Here is an 18,914-nt window from a genome sequence, read left to right on the forward strand (position 1 = left end):
GAGGGCGTCCGTCGGAGTGGAAAGAGACAAGCAGATATAAAGGATTTTTTGGTATGCCTCAGAACGCCGATCACGTTCTCGATCACTTCGACTTGTTCCGCCAGCCGGAATATCGGGAGATGCTCGCGAACAAGAAGAAGAACTTTGAAAATCCGGTCGCCGATGCGGAAGTGCAGCGGGTGGTCGAATGGACCAAGACCCAGGAATATCGCGAGAAGAATTTCGCGCGTGAGGCGCTCACCGTCAATCCGGCCAAAGCCTGTCAGCCGCTCGGCGCCGTGTTCGCTGCGGTCGGTTTCGAAGGCACCGTGCCCTTCGTGCATGGCTCGCAAGGCTGCGTCGCCTATTATCGCAGCCATTTTTCCCGGCATTTCAAAGAGCCCAGCTCTTGCGTCTCGTCATCGATGACGGAGGACGCGGCTGTGTTCGGCGGCCTCAACAATATGATCGATGGGCTCGCCAACACCTATAACCTCTACAAGCCGAAAATGATTTCGGTTTCGACCACCTGCATGGCGGAAGTGATCGGCGACGACCTCAACGCCTTCATCAAGACCGCGAAGAGCAAGGGCTCGGTTCCCGAAGCCTATGACGTTCCCTTCGCTCACACGCCCGCCTTCGTCGGCAGCCATATCACGGGTTACGACAATGTGCTGAAAGGCATTTTCGAGCATTTCTGGGGCGGCAAGGCCGGCACGGTCGAAAAGCTTGCGCGGGTGCCGAACGAGACCATCAACTTCATCGGCGGCTTTGATCCTTACACGGTCGGCAACCTTCGCGAGATCAAGCGCATCTTCGATCTGATGGGCGTCGAATACACGATCATCGCTGACAACAGCGATGTGTGGGATACGCCCACCGACGGCACGTTCCGCATGTTCGACGGCGGCACGACGATCGACGAAATGAACGCTGCTGTGCACGCCAAGGCGACCGTCTCGATGCAGGAATACTGCACGGAGAAGACGATAAAGTACATTGAGGAGGAATGGAAACACGAGACGGCCTCCTTCAATCATCCGATCAGCGTAGCCGCGACCGACAAGTTTCTGTTGGAAATTTCGCGTCTCACAGGCAAGCCGATCCCGGACCAGCTGAAGCTTGAGCGTGGTCGTCTCGTCGATGCGCTAGCTGATTCGAGCGCGCATATTCACGGCAAGAAATTCGCGATCTACGGCGATCCGGATTTGTGCATTGGGCTCGCTGAATTCATCATGGAATGCGGCGGTGAGCCGACCCATATCCTCGCCACCAATGGCGGCAAGGCATGGGAGGCGAAGGTTCAAGCGCTGTTGGCCTCGAATCAATTCGGCGCGAATTGCCATGTCTATCCGCTGCGCGACCTTTGGCACATGCGGTCCTTGCTCTTCACCGAGCCGGTCGATTTCCTGATCGGCAATACCTATGGGAAGTATCTGGAGCGCGATACCGGAACCCCGCTGATCCGCATCGGCTTCCCGATCTTCGATCGTCACCATCACCATCGTTATCCGGTGTGGGGATATCAGGGCGGTTTGAACGTTCTGGTCTGGATTCTCGATCGTATCTTTGAGGTGATTGACCAAAACACGATCGTGCCGGCGCATTCCGACTTCAGCTACGACATTATTCGTTAATCGCCGGAGGCGTCTGAAAAATTCTGCGGCGGGCATCGAACTTGCTTTAGTTCAATGTCCGCCGCATTCAGTTCCGAGGGGTGTTTGCGCTTTGGAACGCCACATAGCCCGGAAGGCCGTATTGGCGTCAAGCGCTTTTGATCGGAACATTTGCATTCCCCAGCGCCTTTGCAGCGCATGGGCGAGGAGAGTGAAATGAGCAGTGTTTCGGCGACAGTTCAGGACGTCTTTAACGAGCCCGCTTGCCCTAAGAATGCGGCGAAGTCGGAGAAGGAGCGCAAAAAAGGCTGCACGAAGCAGTTGCAGCCAGGCGGGGCGGCGGGCGGATGCGCTTTTGACGGCGCAAAGATCGCGCTGCAGCCGATCACTGACGTTGCGCATCTTGTGCACGGACCGATCGCCTGCGAAGGGAATTCCTGGGACAATCGCGGGGCCTATTCGTCGGGTTCGACCCTGTATCGGACAGGGTTTACCACCGATATGAACGAAACCGATGTTGTGTTTGGCGGAGAAAAGCGTCTCTATAAAAGCATCAAGGAGATTATCGAAAAATATAATCCCCCATCTGTTTTCGTATATCAAACCTGCGTTCCCGCCATGATCGGCGACGATATTGACGCAGTGTGCAAGGCGGCGTCGAAGAAATTCGGCAAGCCGATTGTTCCGGTTAACTCGCCCGGCTTCGTTGGGCCGAAAAACCTCGGCAACAAGCTTGCCGGCGAGGCTTTGCTTGCGCATGTTATCGGCACAGTCGAGCCCGAATATACGACGCCTTATGACGTCAACATTATCGGCGAATATAACCTCGCCGGCGAAATGTGGCAGGTCGAACCGCTCTTGAAGGAGATCGGCTTTCGGATCTTGTCCTGCATCTCGGGCGACGCGAAATATACCGATGTCGCCAGTTCGCATCGGGCCAGGGCCACGATGATGGTCTGCTCGAAGGCGATGATTAACATCACGCGCAAGCTCGAAGATCTCTACGGAATTCCTTACTTTGAAGGCTCCTTTTACGGCATCGGCGATATGAGCGATTCGCTGCGTCAACTTGCGCAGCTGGTCATTGATCGCGGCGCTCCGCCGGAATTCATGGACCGCGTCGAAGCGGTGATCGCCCGCGAAGAAAAGCGCGCGTGGGACGAAATCATGTCCTATCTGCCGCGCCTGAAGGGCAAAAAGGTCCTGCTCATCACCGGCGGCGTCAAATCCTGGTCGGTCGTGGCTGCGCTTCAGGAGGTCGGCATGGAAATTGTCGGCACCAGCGTCAAGAAATCCACTAAGGAAGATAAAGAGCGCATCAAGGAATTGATGGGCGAAGACGCTCATGCTTTCGACGATATGTCGCCGCGCGAAATGTACAAAATGCTGAAAGATGCGCGGGCGGACATCATGTTGTCGGGCGGCCGTTCGCAGTTTATTGCATTGAAAGCGAACATGCCATGGTTGGACATCAACCAAGAGCGCCATCATGCCTATTCCGGGTATCGCGGGATGGTCGATCTCGTTCGCGAGATTGATAAGGCGCTTTACAATCCGATCTGGGAGCAGGTTCGCACGGTAGCGCCTTGGGCGAAGGCCGCGGACAGCTGGCAGGCCAAGGCGGATGCGGAGGCTGCCCGTGAAGCTGCGGAGCTCGCCGCCGATCCGGTTAAGGCCGAGGCGAAGCGCCGGGCGAAGAAGATCTGCAAGTGCAAGACAGTCGATCTCGGGACGATCGAGGACGCTATTCTCGCGAATGGCTTCACGACGGTCGAGCAGGTCGTCGATACGACGCATGCGGGCAGCGGCTGCACGAGCTGCCGCGGCACGATCGACGGCATTCTTACCGGTTTTGCGGAGGCTGCGGGACCGGTCGTCGAACTGACCCCGGAAGAGGCCGAAGCGAAGCGCCGGGCGACGAAAATTTGCAGTTGCAAGGAAGTCGATCGCGGCACGATAGAAGATGTGATCCGCGCCAAGTCTTTGACAACCGTTGCGGAAGTGACGGAAGCCACGGAAGCGGGCAGCGGCTGCACCGGCTGCTGCGATGACATCGACGACATCCTGTCGGAAGTCGTGGCGCCGATCGCGATCGCAGCGGAATGAGGTGAGGCGATGGCTACCGTCACTATTGGTAAGAAGGCCTGCACGGTCAATCCGTTGAAGATGAGCCAGCCGATCGGCGGCGCGCTCGCTTTCATGGGAATTCGCGACAGCATGCCGCTTTTTCACGGCTCACAGGGCTGCACGTCATTCGGACTCGTGCTCTTCGTTCGTCATTTCAAGGAAGCGATCCCGCTTCAGACGACGGCGATGAGCGAAGTGGCGACGGTGCTTGGCGGCTATGAGAATGTCGAGCAGGCCATCGTCAATATCTCGAATAAGCAAAAGGCCCGATTGATCGGCATTTGCTCAACCGGCGTGACCGAAACTAAGGGCGACGACGTCGACAGCTATATCAAGCTCGTTCGCCAGCAACATCCGGAATTGGACGATGTTTCTCTCGTCTATGTCTCGACGCCGGATTTCAAGGACGCTTTCCAAGACGGTTGGGAGAAGACTGTCGCGAAGATCGTCAAGACTCTGGTCAAGGACCCGCCGGAGGATGTCGTTCGGGATCCGAAGAAACTCGTCGTGCTTCCGGGCTGCCATATGACGCCCGGAGATCTCGACGAATTGCGCGACATTATCGAAGCTTTTGGCTTCGAGCCTTTGTTCCTCCCGGATCTTGCGGCTTCGCTCGATGGGCATATCCCGGACGATTTTACGCCGACAACGCTTGGCGGGATTTCTCTGGAAGAGATCGCCGATCTCGGCAATGCGTCCCATATCATCGCCATTGGCGAGCATATGCGCCTGGCCGCCGAAGCCTTGAAGGAAAAGATCGGCGTTCCTTATAGGCTTTTCGACCGCATTATAGGCTTGCTGCCGACCGATGCGCTCTTTGCCCATCTTATGGCGATCAGCGGACGCGACGTGCCGATGAAATTCAAGCGGCAACGCAGCCAGCTTGTCGACGCCATGCTGGATGGTCATTTTCACACTGGCGGCAAAAAGATCGCCGTCGGCCTGGAGCCGGACTTCCTCTTTGATCTTTCAAGCTTTCTCGTCGATATGGGTTGCCAGATCGAGGTTGCCATTTCGACGAACTCTGTTCCAATTCTTGAAAGAGTTCCCTCTGAATCCGTGCTGATCGGCGATCTCGAAGATTTGGAATCAATGGCCCCTGGATGTGATCTTCTGATTACTCACGCGCATGGACGCCAGGCTTCAGAGCGGCTGCATATTCCGTTGTTTCGGATGGGTTTGCCGATCTTCGATCGTCTAGGCGCCGGTCACATTACGGCCGTCGGCTACCGCGGCGCGCGGGATCTGATTTTCGATATTGCGAATACGTTCATCGCCAACGCCCATGTGGCGACGCCGGACACCTGGTATCCGCATCCCACAGGCGACTCTGAAAATAAGGCCTTTACGACGACGGTCGCGCATTAGATTGGTCTTCGGCCAGATCGCTTTTGTAAACAAGAACGGAGCCCGCATGAAAGTCGCGTTCGCCACTCAGGATCTCTTAAGGGTCGATGCTCACTTCGGCTGGGCCAAAAATATCGCAATCTACAATGTCTCGCCCGACGGACACGAATTTATCGAAACCATCGAGTTCAACGGCGACCTTCAGGAAGACGGCAATGAGGACAAGCTCGAGCCAAAAATAAACGCGGTAAAGGATTGCGCGATTTTATATGTCGCCGCTATCGGAGGCTCAGGCGCCGCCCGCGTGGTCGCGAACAACATTTTCCCGATGAAAGTCAAGGAGCCTGAGGCGATTTCCGAGCTCTTGACTAAATTGCAAGATGTTCTGAAGGCGCCTGCGCCGCCGCCATGGCTCCGCAAAGCCATGGCGAAAAGCGGCGAAAGCAAAGAAGAAGTCAATTACGAGGATTGAGGCTCAACATGTCCGAAGTAGCAGTAGCGCCGGCAAAGCCGGCTGCGATGGAAACAGTATTCGTAAAAGAATTGATAAAACAATGGCGCGCGCAGGACATGCACGGGGCTTGGGACGGGAAATCGGATTACGATTTGATCGAGCCTTACATTGTGAATAAGGCGAAGCGCAAGGAAATTCCGCTTGTTGGCGATCCGGATCCCGAAACCCTTTGGAGGCTTGAACTCTTCTACAACGCGATCGGTCTCACGATTGAACGCGCGACGGGCTGCATGGTCTCGCCGATGATGAAGATGTCGCATGAAGGGTTCGGCCGCATGATCTTGATGGCCGGCCGGCTGATCGTGGTCAATAAAATGCTTCGGGATGTGCATCGGTTTGGGTTCGACAGTCTGGAGAAGCTCGCCGAGGAAGGCGATAAGGCCGTGGCCGCCGGAACCGATATGATCAACAAGTTTCCTGAGGTCGCGAAATATTGATGTTTGGCGAAGGAGCCGGAGGTTGGTTGCATGAGTGAGGCTGATGAATTGAAGGCGGAGATCAAAAAGCTTTCCGCGAAGGCCATGCAGGCCAAGATGGACTTGCATGATCTTTCTGAAGAATTGCCGATCAATTGGCAGCAAATTCTTTCAGTGGCGCAGCGCGCTCATGACTCCTTTGAACTATTGGAAAGCAAGCGGGCGGCGCTCAACGCTTTATCGCCCGCTTAAGCGCCCGATCTAGCTAAAGGAATGAGACAATGGACGAAAAGGCAACGCGCGACGGGCGCATGTGGGAGCCAGAGTTCCTGACTGCCATTGATCCGGACACATGCATTGGCTGCGGTCGCTGTTATAAAGTCTGCGGCCGCGATGTCATGACTTTGAAAGGCGTCAACCATGATGGCGACATCGTCGAGCTTGAAGACGAAGACGACGATGATTTCGACCGCAAGGTGATGGCGATGAATGATATCGGCGCCTGCATCGGCTGCGGCGCCTGCGCCCGGGTATGTCCAAAAGATTGTCAAACTCATACCAAGGCGGGCGAGCTGGAGGAAATCGGGGCTTAGGCCATGCGATTGGTTGGGACATTAGAGGAAAATTCCGGCGGTGCGGCGAGCTGTCTTGAAGCTTCGGCTGCGCCGTCGGAACAGAGCTTCGATCGTCATGTTTTGGGTCGTATTTTCTTGCATTCCGCAGCAGAGGCGGCCCGTCTAGGAGACACGATCGCGGACCGGCTTGGCGTCGATCCTGACGAATTTGCCGCTTTGGCGCGATATTTATGCGTCGATAGTTTTGTTGAGAGCGCTGGCAAGAGGGAATTGGCTCCCGAAGATGAGGAGCTGATGGTCCGCACTTTATTGATGCAAAATCGTTCGGCGGATGGATCTGTCGGGCAATGGCTGGCGAGCATAGTCGCGCGACGGGCCTTAGAGAGCAATCATTTATGGGAAGATCTCGGGCTTGCGACCAGGGGGGATCTTTCAAAACTGCTTCTCCGACATTTTCCCGGGCTGGCTGAGAAAAACACACGAAACATGCGTTGGAAGAAATTCCTCTATCGCGCGCTTTGCGAGGCGGAAGGTTTTTCTATGTGTCCATCGCCGACTTGTGATTCTTGTGCGGAGTTCCACATTTGTTTTGGCGACGAGTCGGGCCCATCCGCCCTGGCGCGGACGGCCCGGAATGGCGGCGCCTGCTGAGTGAAGGCGACGCAAAGCTGGATTAAAAGATGGCTCAAGTCCAGTAGCGTTAGAATATGTGCCTGATGGTGACTGCTCAGGCCTTTGGCGTGTGGAAATTCGGCGCAGGGCCAAGGGCGCGGTCTTTTGGCTGTCGCGCCTTGTCTTGGGTCTTATCTGCGCCTGCCTAAGGATTGCGCAGCGAAATTCGGGTCCGTCGCTGGTGGGGAGAGAGTCGCCCCAGCGGAATTGAGACTCGTGTTTGACTACAATCAGTTTTACTGCTGTCACCGTTGCGACGCATGTCCGGATCACGACAGCGCCGGGTATTAGCCGCATTGAACGGAAAATCATACGGTTAAGGCGTGGCGTGAGAATTGCTTTATTTAGAGCGTCAAGTGAATGGCAAGGAGGCTCCCTGATGATTTCCCTTACCGACAGCGCGCTTAACGCTGTGAAGAGTGCACTCGTTCGTTCCGGGAAAGACGGGGCGGGTTTCCGTGTGAAGGCCGAGGCAGGCGGCTGCGCCGGCTATAAATATCAAATCGGCTTGGACGCTGAAGCCCGCGATGGGGACATTGTGGTGGACGCTGGCGACGACGTTAGGGTTTTTGTCGACGCCCTTTCGCAGCCGCTCCTGTCTGGCATGCAAATTGACTTCGTCGAAAGTCTCGAGGGCGCCGGATTTGTCTTCGAGAATCCCAACGCAACAAATTCCTGCTCTTGCGGCAAGTCATTTAGTTAAGGGGCGTTTTATGTTGAACTCTGTTCAAAAGGTCGACGTCAAAGATGACGGCGCTGCGGTTCAGGATGCGGCCGATGGCGCAGACCTCGTGGCAATAGAACGCCGGAAGATTATTGAAGCGACATTGGCGAGCATTCGCCCGAATCTCCAAAGGGATAAAGGGGATTGCGAGTTGATTGACGTGCAGGGCGACAAAGTCTTCGTGCGCATGACCGGCGCTTGCGTCGGCTGTCAATTGTCGTCGATGACTCTCAATGGCGTGCAGGCGAAGCTCGTCGAAGCGACAGGGCGGATGATCCGCGTCATCCCGGTCGGCGGCAATTTGCCCCATTTGTGAGGGCCTGATTTTCTGAGCTTTAAGAGCTAGGCAACTGCTCGTTCACTCTTTGGATTGACGCCTTGGCCTTGGTTGTAAGGCTGGAGTGCTTCATCTATGCCCGCGATGATCAATGTCATGTCTGCGGCGCCGCGAAGTGGATCGCCGGCGTCTATCGTCCTAAATGACACGACCTTGCGGGACGGGGAGCAGGCGCCCGGCGTAGCGTTCACGATCGCCGAAAAGGTCGCGATTGCTCGCGTGCTGGCTTTGGCCGGGGTGCCCGAAATTGAAGTCGGCACGCCGGCGATGGGCGCGGAGGAAATATCGGCGATCAACGCGATCGTGCGCGAGGGTCTGCCTCCGACTGCAATCGCTTGGTGTCGCATGCTGCGCTCCGACGTGGACGCCGCGGTGGCGTCTGGCGTGCCCATGGTGAACGTTTCCGTCCCGGTGTCGGATGTTCAGCTGAAGGCGAAATTCGGCGCAGGACGCGATCACGCTCTGAGGCTGATTGCCGACGTGGTGCCTTATGCGCGAGACAAGGGGCTCGAGATCGCGGTCGGGTGTGAAGACGCGTCTCGGGCGGATATCGATTTCCTGCTGCATGTTGGAGACTGCGCCGCGCGCTCGGGCGCTCGGCGCATTCGGTTCGCCGACACGCTTGGGGTCCTCGATCCTTTCGCCACATATGCGATGATCGAGCGATTAAGACGGGCTTGCGATCTCGAAATCGAAATCCACGCGCATGATGATCTAGGCTTGGCGACGGCGAATACGCTTGCTGCGCTGAGAGCGGGAGCATGTCATGCGAGCGTGACCGTCGTCGGCCTGGGCGAGCGGGCGGGAAACGCGCCGCTCGAAGAAGTCGCCGTCGCGGTGGAGGTGCTTTACGGCTATCAGAGCGGGATCGACCTTCGCCGGCTTTCGGAGGTCGCGGAAATTGTCGCGCGCGCCGCCGGTCGCGCGATTCCCGAGGCGAAGGCGATCGTCGGCGGCGCTGTTTTCACGCATGAGTCCGGAATACATGTCGATGGCCTTTTGAAAGATCGGCAATGCTACCAGGCGCTGGATCCCGCGGTTCTTGGCCGCAGCCATCGCATGGTTTTAGGAAAGCATTCTGGTCTCGGCGCGGTCAGGAACGCTCTAAGGGAGCTTGGCTTCGACGCGTCGCCGGATGACGCCAAAGTCGTCTTGACGGCGATCAGAGCTTACGCTCAGCAAACGAAAGCCGGGGTTTCCAGGGATATGCTCATGAGTTTCTATCAAGCGGTCAATGGCGGCCGCTCGCGCTCAGCCAGCTTGCTTTCGCCTGATGTGGCGGCGTTGCCGCATTAGAGGATACGGTTGTGAGCGACGCCGCGTTTGCGGAGGCCGTTTCTTTATTGATCACGGCGCTTTTGTCGTGATAGGTGGAGCCGCGGTCGTGGGAAATGACGTAACGCTTTATCATGGCGTCACGCTCGGCGGCGTCTCTTGGGAGACTGGCAAACGGCATCCAACGCTCGAAGATGGCGTGCTTGTCGGATCGGCGCAAAGATCCTGGGGCCTATCATCGGATCAGGATCTCGGATCGGGGCCAATTTGGTCGTCATCGAGGATGTGCCGCCAAGCATCGCCGTCGTTGGCGTTTCTGGGCGGATCGTCCGGGACGTGCGCGATCGCCGGAGGCTCGCAGGGGGACGGATCGATCTGGAGCATCACCTGATGCCGGGTCCGGTCGGCGACGCGATCAGATCCCTGCTGGACCGCATAGAATTTCTTGAAGCGCGTTTAGCGCATTTGCAAGGCGAAGTCGCTGGCTGGGCGCGCCACCCGCGCGCCGCCGTCGAATGATTGGCCGTTTTTAGAAGGCGCATGTGTCATGAGTGAGACTCTGAAGGCTCTACAGACTCTTTCTTCCGCGGAAGATTTCTTCAAGCTGCTCGAAGTTCCCTACGATGCAGACAAGGTCAATGTTGTCCGCATGCATATCATGAAGCGCATGGGCCAATATCTGGCGACGGAAGACCTGGATGGATTGCCGGACAATATCGTCCGGCAGCGCTGCCGGACCACTCTCGAGCGGGCGTATGAAGACTTTCAGAAATCCGATCCGCTGAAGGAGCGCGTGTTCAAGGTCTTGAAGGAAGCCGTCCAGGAAAAGGCTCCCCCAGCGCCGCCGCCGGTCGTGCCGTTTTCGGATCTGCTGAAATAGAGAAATCTGACGCTAGCCGCCTAATATTTAGGCGTAGTTTTTGAGCCAGCTTGGCGTCCTGTGTTCGGGCGGTCATTTTGGGGCGCGTCGGCGTCCGGGCCCTCGTGAGTGGTCTGGGATTTGCTCGTTCCCATTTTGGACAATCGTTGAGCGAAGGCGAAAGGCAATCCATGCATATTGTGGTCTGCGTCAAGCAGGTTCCCGATTCGGCACAGATCCGTGTTCATCCGGTCACGAACACGATTATGCGGCAAGGCGTGCCGACGATCATCAACCCATATGATCTTTTCTCGCTCGAGGAAGCGTTGCGGCTCCGGGATCGTCATGGCGGCGAGGTGACTGTCGTGACCATGGGGCCGCCGATGGCCGATACGGCTTTGCGCAAATGTCTGACCTTTGGGGCCGATCGGGCTGTGCTGCTCACGGATCGTTTCTTCGCAGGCTCCGACACTTTGGCGACGTCTTACGCTCTGTCGTTTCTGATTGCGAAAGTGACTGAGAACTGGGGCGCGCCCGACCTCATTTTTTGCGGCAAGCAGACAATCGACGGCGATACCGCGCAGGTCGGTCCGGGCGTCGCCAAGCGGCTCAACTTATTGCAGCTTACCTATGTGGCGAAGATCGAGAGCTTTGACTTCGAGGCCCGGGAAATCACGGTTCAGCGGCGCGCCGAGGGCGGCATCCAGATATTGAAAACCAAGCTCCCGTGTCTCATCACCATGCTCGAGGGCACGAACGACATCCGTCGCGGCAGCATCGAAGACGCCTTGCGCGGCGCGCGGGCGGAGATCATCACGTGGAGCGCGGCGCAGGCGGGAATTCCGGACTTGACTTTATGTGGATTGCGCGGGTCGCCGACGATCGTGAAGAAGGTTTTCGCACCGGCTGCGCGCGATGAGAAGGCGTTCCAAATCGACGTTGCGGACAAGTCGCCGAGCGACATTTCCGAAGCGTTGATCGCGGAAATCGCCAAGAGGCAGCCGGCTCTCGAACGGGATTTGCTCAAAGGGGCTGCGGGCTATTGATGCGCATTTGTATTAAGGGAAGCTTCCTATGAACGACAAGGCCAAAGCGCCGGCGGCGGCAGGAAAAAGCCGGGCCAATCAGAAAAAGGAGCTGCCGGACCACCTGAAGAGCTACAAGCATGTGTGGGTCATGCTCGAGCTCGAACGTGGCGTCGTTCATCCGGTTTCCTGGGAGCTTTTGGGGGAGGGGCGCAAACTCGCCGACCAACTCAAGGTCGATCTGGGTGCCGTCGTCCTGGGGCCGCCCGAAGGCACCGCGGCGGCCGTGACCGACGCCTTCGCCTATGGCGCCGACGTCTGCTATGTCGTCGAAAATCCTTCGCTCGTCGATTACCGAAACGAGCCCTACACGGCGGTGATGACGGAGCTCGTACTTAAATATCAGCCGGAAATTCTTTTGCTCGGCGCGACAAACCTTGGGCGCGATCTCGCAGGCTCGGTGGCGACGACGCTGCTCACCGGCCTGACGGCGGATTGCACCGAGCTCGCCGTCGACGCCGACGGCTCGCTTGCGGCGACGCGGCCGACCTTTGGCGGCTCGCTTCTTTGCACGATCTATACTCTGAACTATCGGCCGCAGATGGCGACGATGCGCCCGCGCGTGGCGCCGATGCCGATCTATCAATCGGGGCGCACGGGCCGGATTGTCCGCCATGACGTCTCCCTTCCGGAAGAGGACATCATCACCAAGGTTTTGGCCTTCTTGCCGGATGGAAGCACGGACAAGGCGAACCTCCCTTACGCGGACATCGTCGTGTCCGGCGGCCTCGGGATGCAGAATGCGGAAAATTACCAGTTGGTGCGCAAGCTCGCCGAGACTCTGGGCGGCGAATGGGGCGGGTCGCGACCGCTTGTTCAAAAAGGGTGGATCACTTCGGACCGCCAGATCGGCCAAACCGGAAAGACGATCCGGCCGCGCCTTTACATCGCCGCGGGAATATCAGGCGCCATTCAGCATCGCGTCGGCGTCGAGGGGGCCGATCTGATTGTTGCGATCAATACCGACAAGAATGCGCCCATTTTTGATTTCGCCCATGTCGGAATCGTCGCCGATGCGGCCGTAGCGCTTCCGGCGCTCACGGAAGCGTTTCGCAAACGTCTGTCAGCCGCGGCCGCCCGGCCTGCGGCCGAATAACGGGAGCTCACAATGGCGCAAGAAAAATTCGATGCGATCGTCGTTGGCGCCGGCCCTTCGGGAAACGCTTGCGCCTTTACGCTCGCCACGCGCGGCCTGAAGGTTCTTCAGCTTGAGCGCGGAGAATATCCGGGCTCAAAGAACGTTCAGGGCGCGATCCTTTACGCCGACGCGCTTGAGCACCTTATCCCGGATTTCCGGGAAGATGCGCCGCTCGAACGGCATATCATTGAACAGCGCATTTGGATGATGGACAACCGCTCCTATTGCGGCGCTCATTATCGTTCTGAGGATTTCAATGAAGAGCGGCCGAACCGCTACACAATCATTCGGGCGCAATTCGACAAGTGGTTTTCCCGCCGCGTGGTTGGGGCGGGCGCGCTCGTCCTTTGCGAGACGACGGTCCTCGAACTCGTGCGCGACGGCGATGGCAAGGTCATTGGCGTGCGCACCGATCGCGATGGAGCCCCGATCTTCGCAGACGTTGTGGTCCTGGCCGAAGGCGTGAGCGGCCTCATAGGAGCGCGGGCTGGCCTTCGCTCGGTGCCGCCGCCGGATACGGTCGCGCTCGCGGTCAAGGAAATGCACTTTTTGCCGCGCGAGACGATCGAGGCGCGGTTCAACTTGCAAGGGGACGAAGGCGTCGTCATCGAGGCCGCCGGCACAATCACCAACGGCATGACCGGGACCGGCTTCCTTTACACGAACAAGGAATGTATTTCGATTGGCATCGGCTGTCTCATTTCGGATTTCGCCGACAAGGGCCAGACCCCTTATGGCCTGCTCGAATCCTTCAAGGCGCATCCTTCGATCAAACCGCTCCTGGCCGGATCGGAGGTCAAGGAATATGCCGCGCATATGATTCCCGAAGGCGGCTACAAGGCGATTCCGCAGCTCTTCGGCGACGGCTGGCTGATTGTTGGCGACGCCGGCCAATTCGTCAACGCGGTTCATCGCGAAGGCTCCAATCTCGCCATGACGACGGGTCGTTTCGCCGCTGAAACGATTATGGATTTGAAGTCGCGAAATGCGCCGGCGACGGCGGCGAATCTGGCCAGCTACAAGGCGAGGCTCGACGAGTCCTTCGTGATGAAGGATTTGAAAAAGTATAAGAACCTTCCGGGCGCCCTGCACAATAAGCATCTGTTCACAACCTATCCGGAACTCTTGTCGAAGGCGGCGCAGACGTGGTTTCGGGTCGACGGCCTCGACAAGAAGTCGAAGGAAAATGAAATCGTCAAATCCTTCTTCAAAACCCGTCGCATCAAAGGTCTCCTTGGCGACATGCTTGGCATGGCGCGTGCTTGGCGATGAGATAATGACAATTTGGCGGCGGCAAGCCGACACTCGGTCATGTCATATCCGTGCTATGAAAGGAGCGAGCGATGAATGTTGAAACCGTGGTCCGGGTCGAGGACAAGCTCTTTCAAAACCGCTATCTCGTGGATGCCGGACGTCCGCATATCACGGTGACGCCGCATAGCGTTCCATCGCCGCGGCTTTTGTCGTTGACCCGCATTTGCCCGGCGGGATGCTACGCTCAGACGGATTCGGGCCAGGTCGAAATCACCACCGATGGGTGCGTGGAGTGCGGAACGTGCCGCGTCGTTGCGGAGCCGACCGGCGAAATAACCTGGAACTATCCCCGCGGCGGCTTCGGCGTCTTGTTCAAGTTCGGCTGAATGGGGCCTCCTTCGGCCGTGGGCGCGTATGTTTTGACTGGCCGCGACGGCTTCGGTCATCGCGAAGGCGCGTCACAGCGCCAAATCGGTTGCAGCTACATGCTCATGACTGTTGCCGGGATATTAGAAGCAGAGCCATCCAACGCCTAAATTCATAAGGCTTTCGCGAGATTGCTTCTGCGGCTGATCTCGCGATTGCGTGCGATAGGTGCTGAGTACGAGCCGGATTGGCTTCAGGCTGTCTTCTCGCGTTGTCGTCAGCGGCGGGTTGCTCGCCGAAGGGTCCGGCCTAGGAGCAGCACGGCCCGGGCGTTGAGGGCCGGAGCTTCGCATCCGAAGCCGAACCAGCGGCGCGGAGCTTCTGCTTCTCGCATGATCGCATGTCTCGCGATTGCAATCATTGCGTCGGGGGTGGCGCATGAGAGGCCTGGAAAGACATTGTCGAGAGTCATCGGGCGCCGGGCATAGGTTTTGGCGCGATGTTTGACCAGATATGCGGCCAGTCGATTCGCGCGCACATGCAGGGTCGTTTCTAACTGCGCGTCAAAAGGCGTTGTTTGGCATGGCATAGGCGGGCTCCAGAAGCTGGAAACCTCTATACGGTATTAAAGCCTATGTAAAGGTAATTTTACCTATAGGCCGGCCGGCAAGGGCCGACCTTACCTTCGGCGCCATTGACCGGATCGCACAACCCCTTGTATTTCCGCCGCCCATTCGATCTGCACGCTCCGGATCGGCGCCGCATTATGGCTTTCGAGATCGAAGGTCCCCGGCGCTGAACCGCGTTGGATCCGCTTTAGATAGCGCTTGCCGTCAGCGGTGCGCACGGCGGCCTCCCAGCCGACAACCTCATCAGCGTCGGCGCCCTGACGCCAGCATATGATGACGTCGCCAGGGTCATAGCGCGGCCACATGCTGTCGCCCTCCACCAGAAAGGCGATGGCGTCCGGGGCGATTGGAAACGGAACCTCGATTTCATAGAGGCCCTCAGGGGGGATTTGCTCGAATTCGGGCTGGATCTCTGCGCCGGCGCCAATGCGTCCGACGACGCGAACCCGGTTGCCCGGCGTCGGCTCGCCAACCCCCTCAAGGAGCCAAGCCGCAGTCGTCTTCAGCACGGGCGCCAGCGCGATCAAGGTTTCGGTCGTAACGCCTCTGCGCTCGCCATTCTTCACCGCCCGTTTCAGGTTGCGAATGGCGTCAGGCTTCTTCGCGGCTATCGACGCCGCATGAGCCGAGAGGCCCAGAGCCGTCAGTCGGCTTTCGATTCGCGTAAGAACATCTTCGAGATCCATAACGGTAGAATAACCGTACATTTTCAGGAATGCACCAGGTAAAATTACCTTGACAATATAGGTAGAACTACCGTATACCTCTGCTCGCGAGCCTAAGCTTCCGCTGTCGGCCTCGCTTGCGAGAGGGAAGGAGAGCATGCCGTGACAGTTCAAACTGAGATCCGAAAGGCCCGCTGGACAGGGGAGCGAATAGCCCGTCTCGGCTTCCTGCTCGGCCTGGGTTGGGATGCCAAAAGGATCGCCGAGGATCCGCTGATCGCATCGACGCCAAACAATGTGCATCGACAGGCGCAACGCTTCGGTCTTGCGTTTCGCGCCGCCGCCGCCGCCATCGCCTTGCGCCTGCCGCCGGAGGCTGCGAGCCTTTACGACTCCGCGGCGACGAAACGCAGCCTCACGCGCGAAGCCATGATTCGACTGCTGCTTCTTGTCGTGGCGGCGGATCCAGCCCTTCTCGACAATATCCTCGACGACGGAGCTTGATCATGGAGGAGAGCTTGAAGATAAACGCGCTCGAGCAGCCTTATTGTTCGGAGCGCGATAGCGCGCCCGCGCAATGGGAGCCGGAGCATGTCGGCAAACGGCTGGTGAAAGCCTTCATCACGCTCGATCGCCTTCCGCGCTTGCGTGGCCCGCGAGAGCCTGGCGGGCATTGGCCCCGCCACGCCGTCGAGTGGGCTGATCAATTGGCACAAGCGGAACTCGACGAGAGCGAGCGGCGCACGCGCGAGCAGGCCAGCAATCGAACCACGATCCGGCCAACCGGCGCCGAAATAGCGCAAATGGAAATGGCCTTCGACTGGTTGCGCGAATTGCGCGCCGAGGATTCAGGCATGGCTCTGGTGACGAGCCTCTGGGCGCTGCGCACAGCGCGCGGCCGATCGGTCAAGGCGCTTTGCGCCGAAAAAAAATGGGCGCCGCACACATTTTATCGAAAGCGAGCGAAGGCGCTGAGCCATTTAGCGAATTGGCTCAACGCCCGCAGCGTTCCCGTATTCTAGGTTTGTGACCGTGGCTTTTAGGCGTCCTCACAGCCTATGTTGGCTTGCATGGCCCTGTAAGAATGCGCAAGTCGGCGCTGCTCCGGTGCGTTGACTTGCCACGGATTGTTGTGGCTATATGCGCGTATGCAGTGCACGACCTGTGCTTGCTTTCCAGGCATTTCGAATCGCAGGCGCCGCGCTGACGACGCGACATCCATGTGCCTGACGCGCCTCGCAGCATCGCAATCATCGCATCAATCAACATCGTTGCTGCGATGCGTTGCGATATCTGTTGCATTCACTGTAAAGCTTCCAGTTTTAAAAAATGCGCCGGATGCGTGGCTGCGTTCACCAGCAACCCAGCAGCGCCACTGCTAATCATGTAAGAACGCGCAAGTCGACGCTGCTCCAGTGTGTTGACTTGCTACGGATTGTTATGGCTATATGCGCGTATGCAGTGCACGACCTGCGCTTGCTTTCCAAACATTTCAAATCGAAGGCGCCAGGCTGACGACGCGACATCCGGGCGTCTGATGCGACTTGCAACATCGCCGCCACTGCATCAATCAACATCGCTGTTGAACGGCGGCGATGCGTTGCGGCATCCGTTGAGTTCGCCGTAAGGCCTAGCCGTTTTCAAAAGACACACAAGAAGCGCGGTCACGTTCTCCACGTTGGCTGACAACACAACAGCGCTGCAGAAAATCATGTAAGAATGCGCAAGTCGGCGCTGCTTCGACATGTTGACTTGCGACGGATTGTTATGGCTATATGCGCGTATGCAGTGCGCGACCTATGCGCTCGCTTCTCTTCACCAGATCGGTTGGCGCTCCTATTCGCCGCTGCTACAACAGCCGCCAAAGTCCCTAGGGCGCGCGTAATTGCTCATGGTTTGCGCCAGGCGGCAGAGCTTTTCGTCATTCCGACTGGTCATTAAAGCAGAACACGCCTTTGCGCCGTGAACTTCGGCGCGCGGCAATCATCATCATGAACAGGACCGCGCATGGCGACATTTAGCGCAGGCCAGGATGCGGCTCGCCGCCTCCTGGAGGGGCCTCAGCGTTACACCTGTCTCGCCGGCGGCACTCGCTCAGGCAAGACGTTTCTCATCGTCCGAGCCATAGTGATCCGTGCGCTCAAAGCCGAATGTTCCCGCCATGCAATCCTGCGTCTCCACGCCAACGCAGCGCGGGCCTCTATTGCTCTCGACACGCTCCCCCAAGTCATGCGTCTCTGCTTTCCAGGTACATCCTTGAAGGAGCATCGCCAGGATGGATTCTTCGCGCTGCCGAACGGCTCCCGCATATGGATCGGGGGCCTCGATGATAAGGAACGGGTCGAGAAAATCCTTGGCCTCGAATATGTAACGGTGTTCCTGAACGAGGCGTCGCAAATTCCCTATTCCTCCGCTTTGATCGCCTTCACGCGGCTGGCGCAAGTGGCGCCGGGGCTTGCCCAATGTGCCTTTGTCGACCTTAACCCGGTTGGCAAGACACATTGGACGAATGCGCTTTTCGGGGATAAGCGCGATCCGATTTCACTGCAGCCGCTCAAGACTCCTGAGAATTATCGGCGCGCATTCCTGAACCCGCCTGACAATGTTGCGAATCTTTCGACCGAGTTCCTAGCAAGCCTCGCCGATCTCCCGGAAAAGCAGCGCAAGCGTTTCTATGAAGGCGTCTATGTCGACGAGATAGAGGGCGCGCTTTGGACCTATGAGGAAATCGATTCCAATCGTTGTGGACTCGATGACATCCCGGAGGAGAAGCGGGCCGCGGTGGTCGTCGCCGTCGATCCTTCGGGAGCGGCGGGACGCGATGATCTTGGCGCCGACGAAATCGGCATCATCGTCGCCGCGCGAGGAGCCGACGGCGATTGTTATATTCTTGCCGATCGTTCCTGTCGGGAGGCGCCCATTGCTTGGGGGAGGCGGGCTGTCATCGCCTTTCACGAATTTCGCGCGGATTGCATCGTCGCCGAGTCGAATTTCGGCGGCGAGATGGTCCGCGCGACGATCCAGGCCGCAGATCAAAATGTGCCGGTGCGTCTGGTCGCCGCGAGCCGCGGCAAGGCCGTGAGAGCCGAGCCGATCTCGGTGCGCTATGCGCAAGGGCAGGTTCATCATGCTGGACGATTCAGCAAGCTCGAGGATCAGCTCTGCGCCTTTTCCTCGGCCGGTTACAGCGGGGCGGGCAGCCCCGATCATGCCGACGCCGCGATCTGGGCGCTGACGCATCTCTTCGGCTTCGACGACGGCGCAGGCATCATCGAATTTTATCGACGCGAGGCGGAAAGCCGCGGCGGGGCGTGAGGCGCGCGCTCACAGTGCGAA

General features: G+C 58.2%; 20 protein-coding genes and 1 pseudogene. 20 read left to right on the forward strand and 1 reads right to left on the reverse strand.

The features are described 5' to 3' along the window. Window positions 1–53: 53 nt before the first annotated feature. From nifK to RZS28_RS09250, 17 genes and pseudogenes are all read left to right on the forward strand, one after another. Window positions 54–1,616 (forward strand): nitrogenase molybdenum-iron protein subunit beta, encoded by a 1,563-nt coding sequence (gene nifK / locus RZS28_RS09170; RefSeq protein WP_407340998.1) that lies wholly within the window; start codon window positions 54–56, stop codon window positions 1,614–1,616. 195 nt (window positions 1,617–1,811) lie between these two features. Next, window positions 1,812–3,701, forward strand: a complete 1,890-nt coding sequence (gene nifE, locus RZS28_RS09175; protein ID WP_407340999.1) for a nitrogenase iron-molybdenum cofactor biosynthesis protein NifE — start codon at window positions 1,812–1,814, stop codon at window positions 3,699–3,701. Between the two features lie 9 nt (window positions 3,702–3,710). Continuing rightward, window positions 3,711–5,090 carry a nitrogenase iron-molybdenum cofactor biosynthesis protein NifN gene (gene nifN / locus RZS28_RS09180; protein WP_407341000.1) on the forward strand — a complete coding sequence of 460 codons (1,380 nt, stop codon included), beginning with the start codon at window positions 3,711–3,713 and terminating at the stop codon, window positions 5,088–5,090. A gap of 46 nt (window positions 5,091–5,136) precedes the next feature. Further along, a complete protein-coding gene (gene nifX, locus RZS28_RS09185; protein WP_407341001.1) occupies window positions 5,137–5,541 on the forward strand; it encodes a nitrogen fixation protein NifX in 405 nt (134 codons plus the stop codon). An 8-nt stretch (window positions 5,542–5,549) separates the two neighbouring features. After that, window positions 5,550–6,020: a NifX-associated nitrogen fixation protein gene (locus tag RZS28_RS09190; protein ID WP_407341002.1), complete on the forward strand. Its 471-nt coding sequence runs from the start codon at window positions 5,550–5,552 to the stop codon at window positions 6,018–6,020. A 30-nt stretch (window positions 6,021–6,050) separates the two neighbouring features. Further along, window positions 6,051–6,251, forward strand: a complete 201-nt coding sequence (locus RZS28_RS09195) for a CCE_0567 family metalloprotein (protein WP_407341088.1) — start codon at window positions 6,051–6,053, stop codon at window positions 6,249–6,251. Window positions 6,252–6,280: 29 nt separating this feature from the next. Next, window positions 6,281–6,592 carry a ferredoxin III, nif-specific gene (gene fdxB / locus RZS28_RS09200; protein WP_407341003.1) on the forward strand — a complete coding sequence of 104 codons (312 nt, stop codon included), beginning with the start codon at window positions 6,281–6,283 and terminating at the stop codon, window positions 6,590–6,592. A gap of 3 nt (window positions 6,593–6,595) precedes the next feature. Further along, a complete protein-coding gene (locus tag RZS28_RS09205; protein WP_407341004.1) occupies window positions 6,596–7,225 on the forward strand; it encodes a nitrogen fixation protein NifQ in 630 nt (209 codons plus the stop codon). Between the two features lie 400 nt (window positions 7,226–7,625). Beyond that, a complete protein-coding gene (locus tag RZS28_RS09210; protein ID WP_407341089.1) occupies window positions 7,626–7,949 on the forward strand; it encodes a HesB/IscA family protein in 324 nt (107 codons plus the stop codon). 10 nt (window positions 7,950–7,959) lie between these two features. Beyond that, the gene (locus RZS28_RS09215) at window positions 7,960–8,286 is read left to right on the forward strand and encodes a NifU family protein (protein ID WP_407341005.1); all 327 of its coding nucleotides are present in this window, start codon (window positions 7,960–7,962) and stop codon (window positions 8,284–8,286) included. A gap of 105 nt (window positions 8,287–8,391) precedes the next feature. Continuing rightward, window positions 8,392–9,603 (forward strand): homocitrate synthase, encoded by a 1,212-nt coding sequence (gene nifV / locus RZS28_RS09220; RefSeq protein WP_407341090.1) that lies wholly within the window; start codon window positions 8,392–8,394, stop codon window positions 9,601–9,603. A gap of 31 nt (window positions 9,604–9,634) precedes the next feature. Beyond that, a pseudogene (locus tag RZS28_RS09225) lies at window positions 9,635–10,101 on the forward strand (serine O-acetyltransferase); the annotation flags it as partial. Between the two features lie 28 nt (window positions 10,102–10,129). Next, entirely contained in the window at window positions 10,130–10,462 is a 333-nt protein-coding gene (nifW, locus tag RZS28_RS09230) for a nitrogenase stabilizing/protective protein NifW (RefSeq protein WP_407341006.1), read from the forward strand. A gap of 170 nt (window positions 10,463–10,632) precedes the next feature. Then, window positions 10,633–11,487, forward strand: coding sequence for an electron transfer flavoprotein subunit beta/FixA family protein (locus RZS28_RS09235; RefSeq protein WP_407337477.1), 855 nt, complete (start codon window positions 10,633–10,635; stop codon window positions 11,485–11,487). A gap of 28 nt (window positions 11,488–11,515) precedes the next feature. Then, on the forward strand, window positions 11,516–12,622 hold the full coding sequence (locus RZS28_RS09240) for an electron transfer flavoprotein subunit alpha/FixB family protein (RefSeq protein WP_407337478.1): 1,107 nt from the start codon (window positions 11,516–11,518) through the stop codon (window positions 12,620–12,622). 12 nt (window positions 12,623–12,634) lie between these two features. Continuing rightward, window positions 12,635–13,936, forward strand: a complete 1,302-nt coding sequence (locus tag RZS28_RS09245) for an FAD-dependent monooxygenase (protein WP_407337479.1) — start codon at window positions 12,635–12,637, stop codon at window positions 13,934–13,936. Window positions 13,937–14,007: 71 nt separating this feature from the next. Continuing rightward, on the forward strand, window positions 14,008–14,304 hold the full coding sequence (locus RZS28_RS09250) for a ferredoxin family protein (RefSeq protein WP_407337480.1): 297 nt from the start codon (window positions 14,008–14,010) through the stop codon (window positions 14,302–14,304). A 659-nt stretch (window positions 14,305–14,963) separates the two neighbouring features. Here the strand turns inward: RZS28_RS09250 and RZS28_RS09255 are convergent. Next, on the reverse strand, window positions 14,964–15,620 hold the full coding sequence (locus RZS28_RS09255) for a helix-turn-helix transcriptional regulator (RefSeq protein ID WP_407337481.1): 657 nt from the start codon (window positions 15,618–15,620) through the stop codon (window positions 14,964–14,966). 120 nt (window positions 15,621–15,740) lie between these two features. Between RZS28_RS09255 and RZS28_RS09260 the strand changes: the two genes are divergently transcribed. The 3 genes from RZS28_RS09260 to RZS28_RS09270 all read left to right on the forward strand — a co-directional run bounded on the left by RZS28_RS09260 (window position 15,741) and on the right by RZS28_RS09270 (window position 18,893). Further along, complete coding sequence (locus RZS28_RS09260) at window positions 15,741–16,082, forward strand: hypothetical protein (RefSeq protein ID WP_407337482.1); 342 nt, start codon at window positions 15,741–15,743, stop codon at window positions 16,080–16,082. Window positions 16,083–16,084: 2 nt separating this feature from the next. Continuing rightward, window positions 16,085–16,600 (forward strand): hypothetical protein, encoded by a 516-nt coding sequence (locus tag RZS28_RS09265; protein WP_407337483.1) that lies wholly within the window; start codon window positions 16,085–16,087, stop codon window positions 16,598–16,600. A 985-nt stretch (window positions 16,601–17,585) separates the two neighbouring features. After that, window positions 17,586–18,893, forward strand: a complete 1,308-nt coding sequence (locus tag RZS28_RS09270; protein ID WP_407337484.1) for a phage terminase large subunit — start codon at window positions 17,586–17,588, stop codon at window positions 18,891–18,893. Window positions 18,894–18,914: the final 21 nt, after the last annotated feature.

The organism is Methylocapsa polymorpha, from assembly GCF_045689225.1.
GTDB lineage: Bacteria > Pseudomonadota > Alphaproteobacteria > Rhizobiales > Beijerinckiaceae > Methylocapsa > Methylocapsa polymorpha.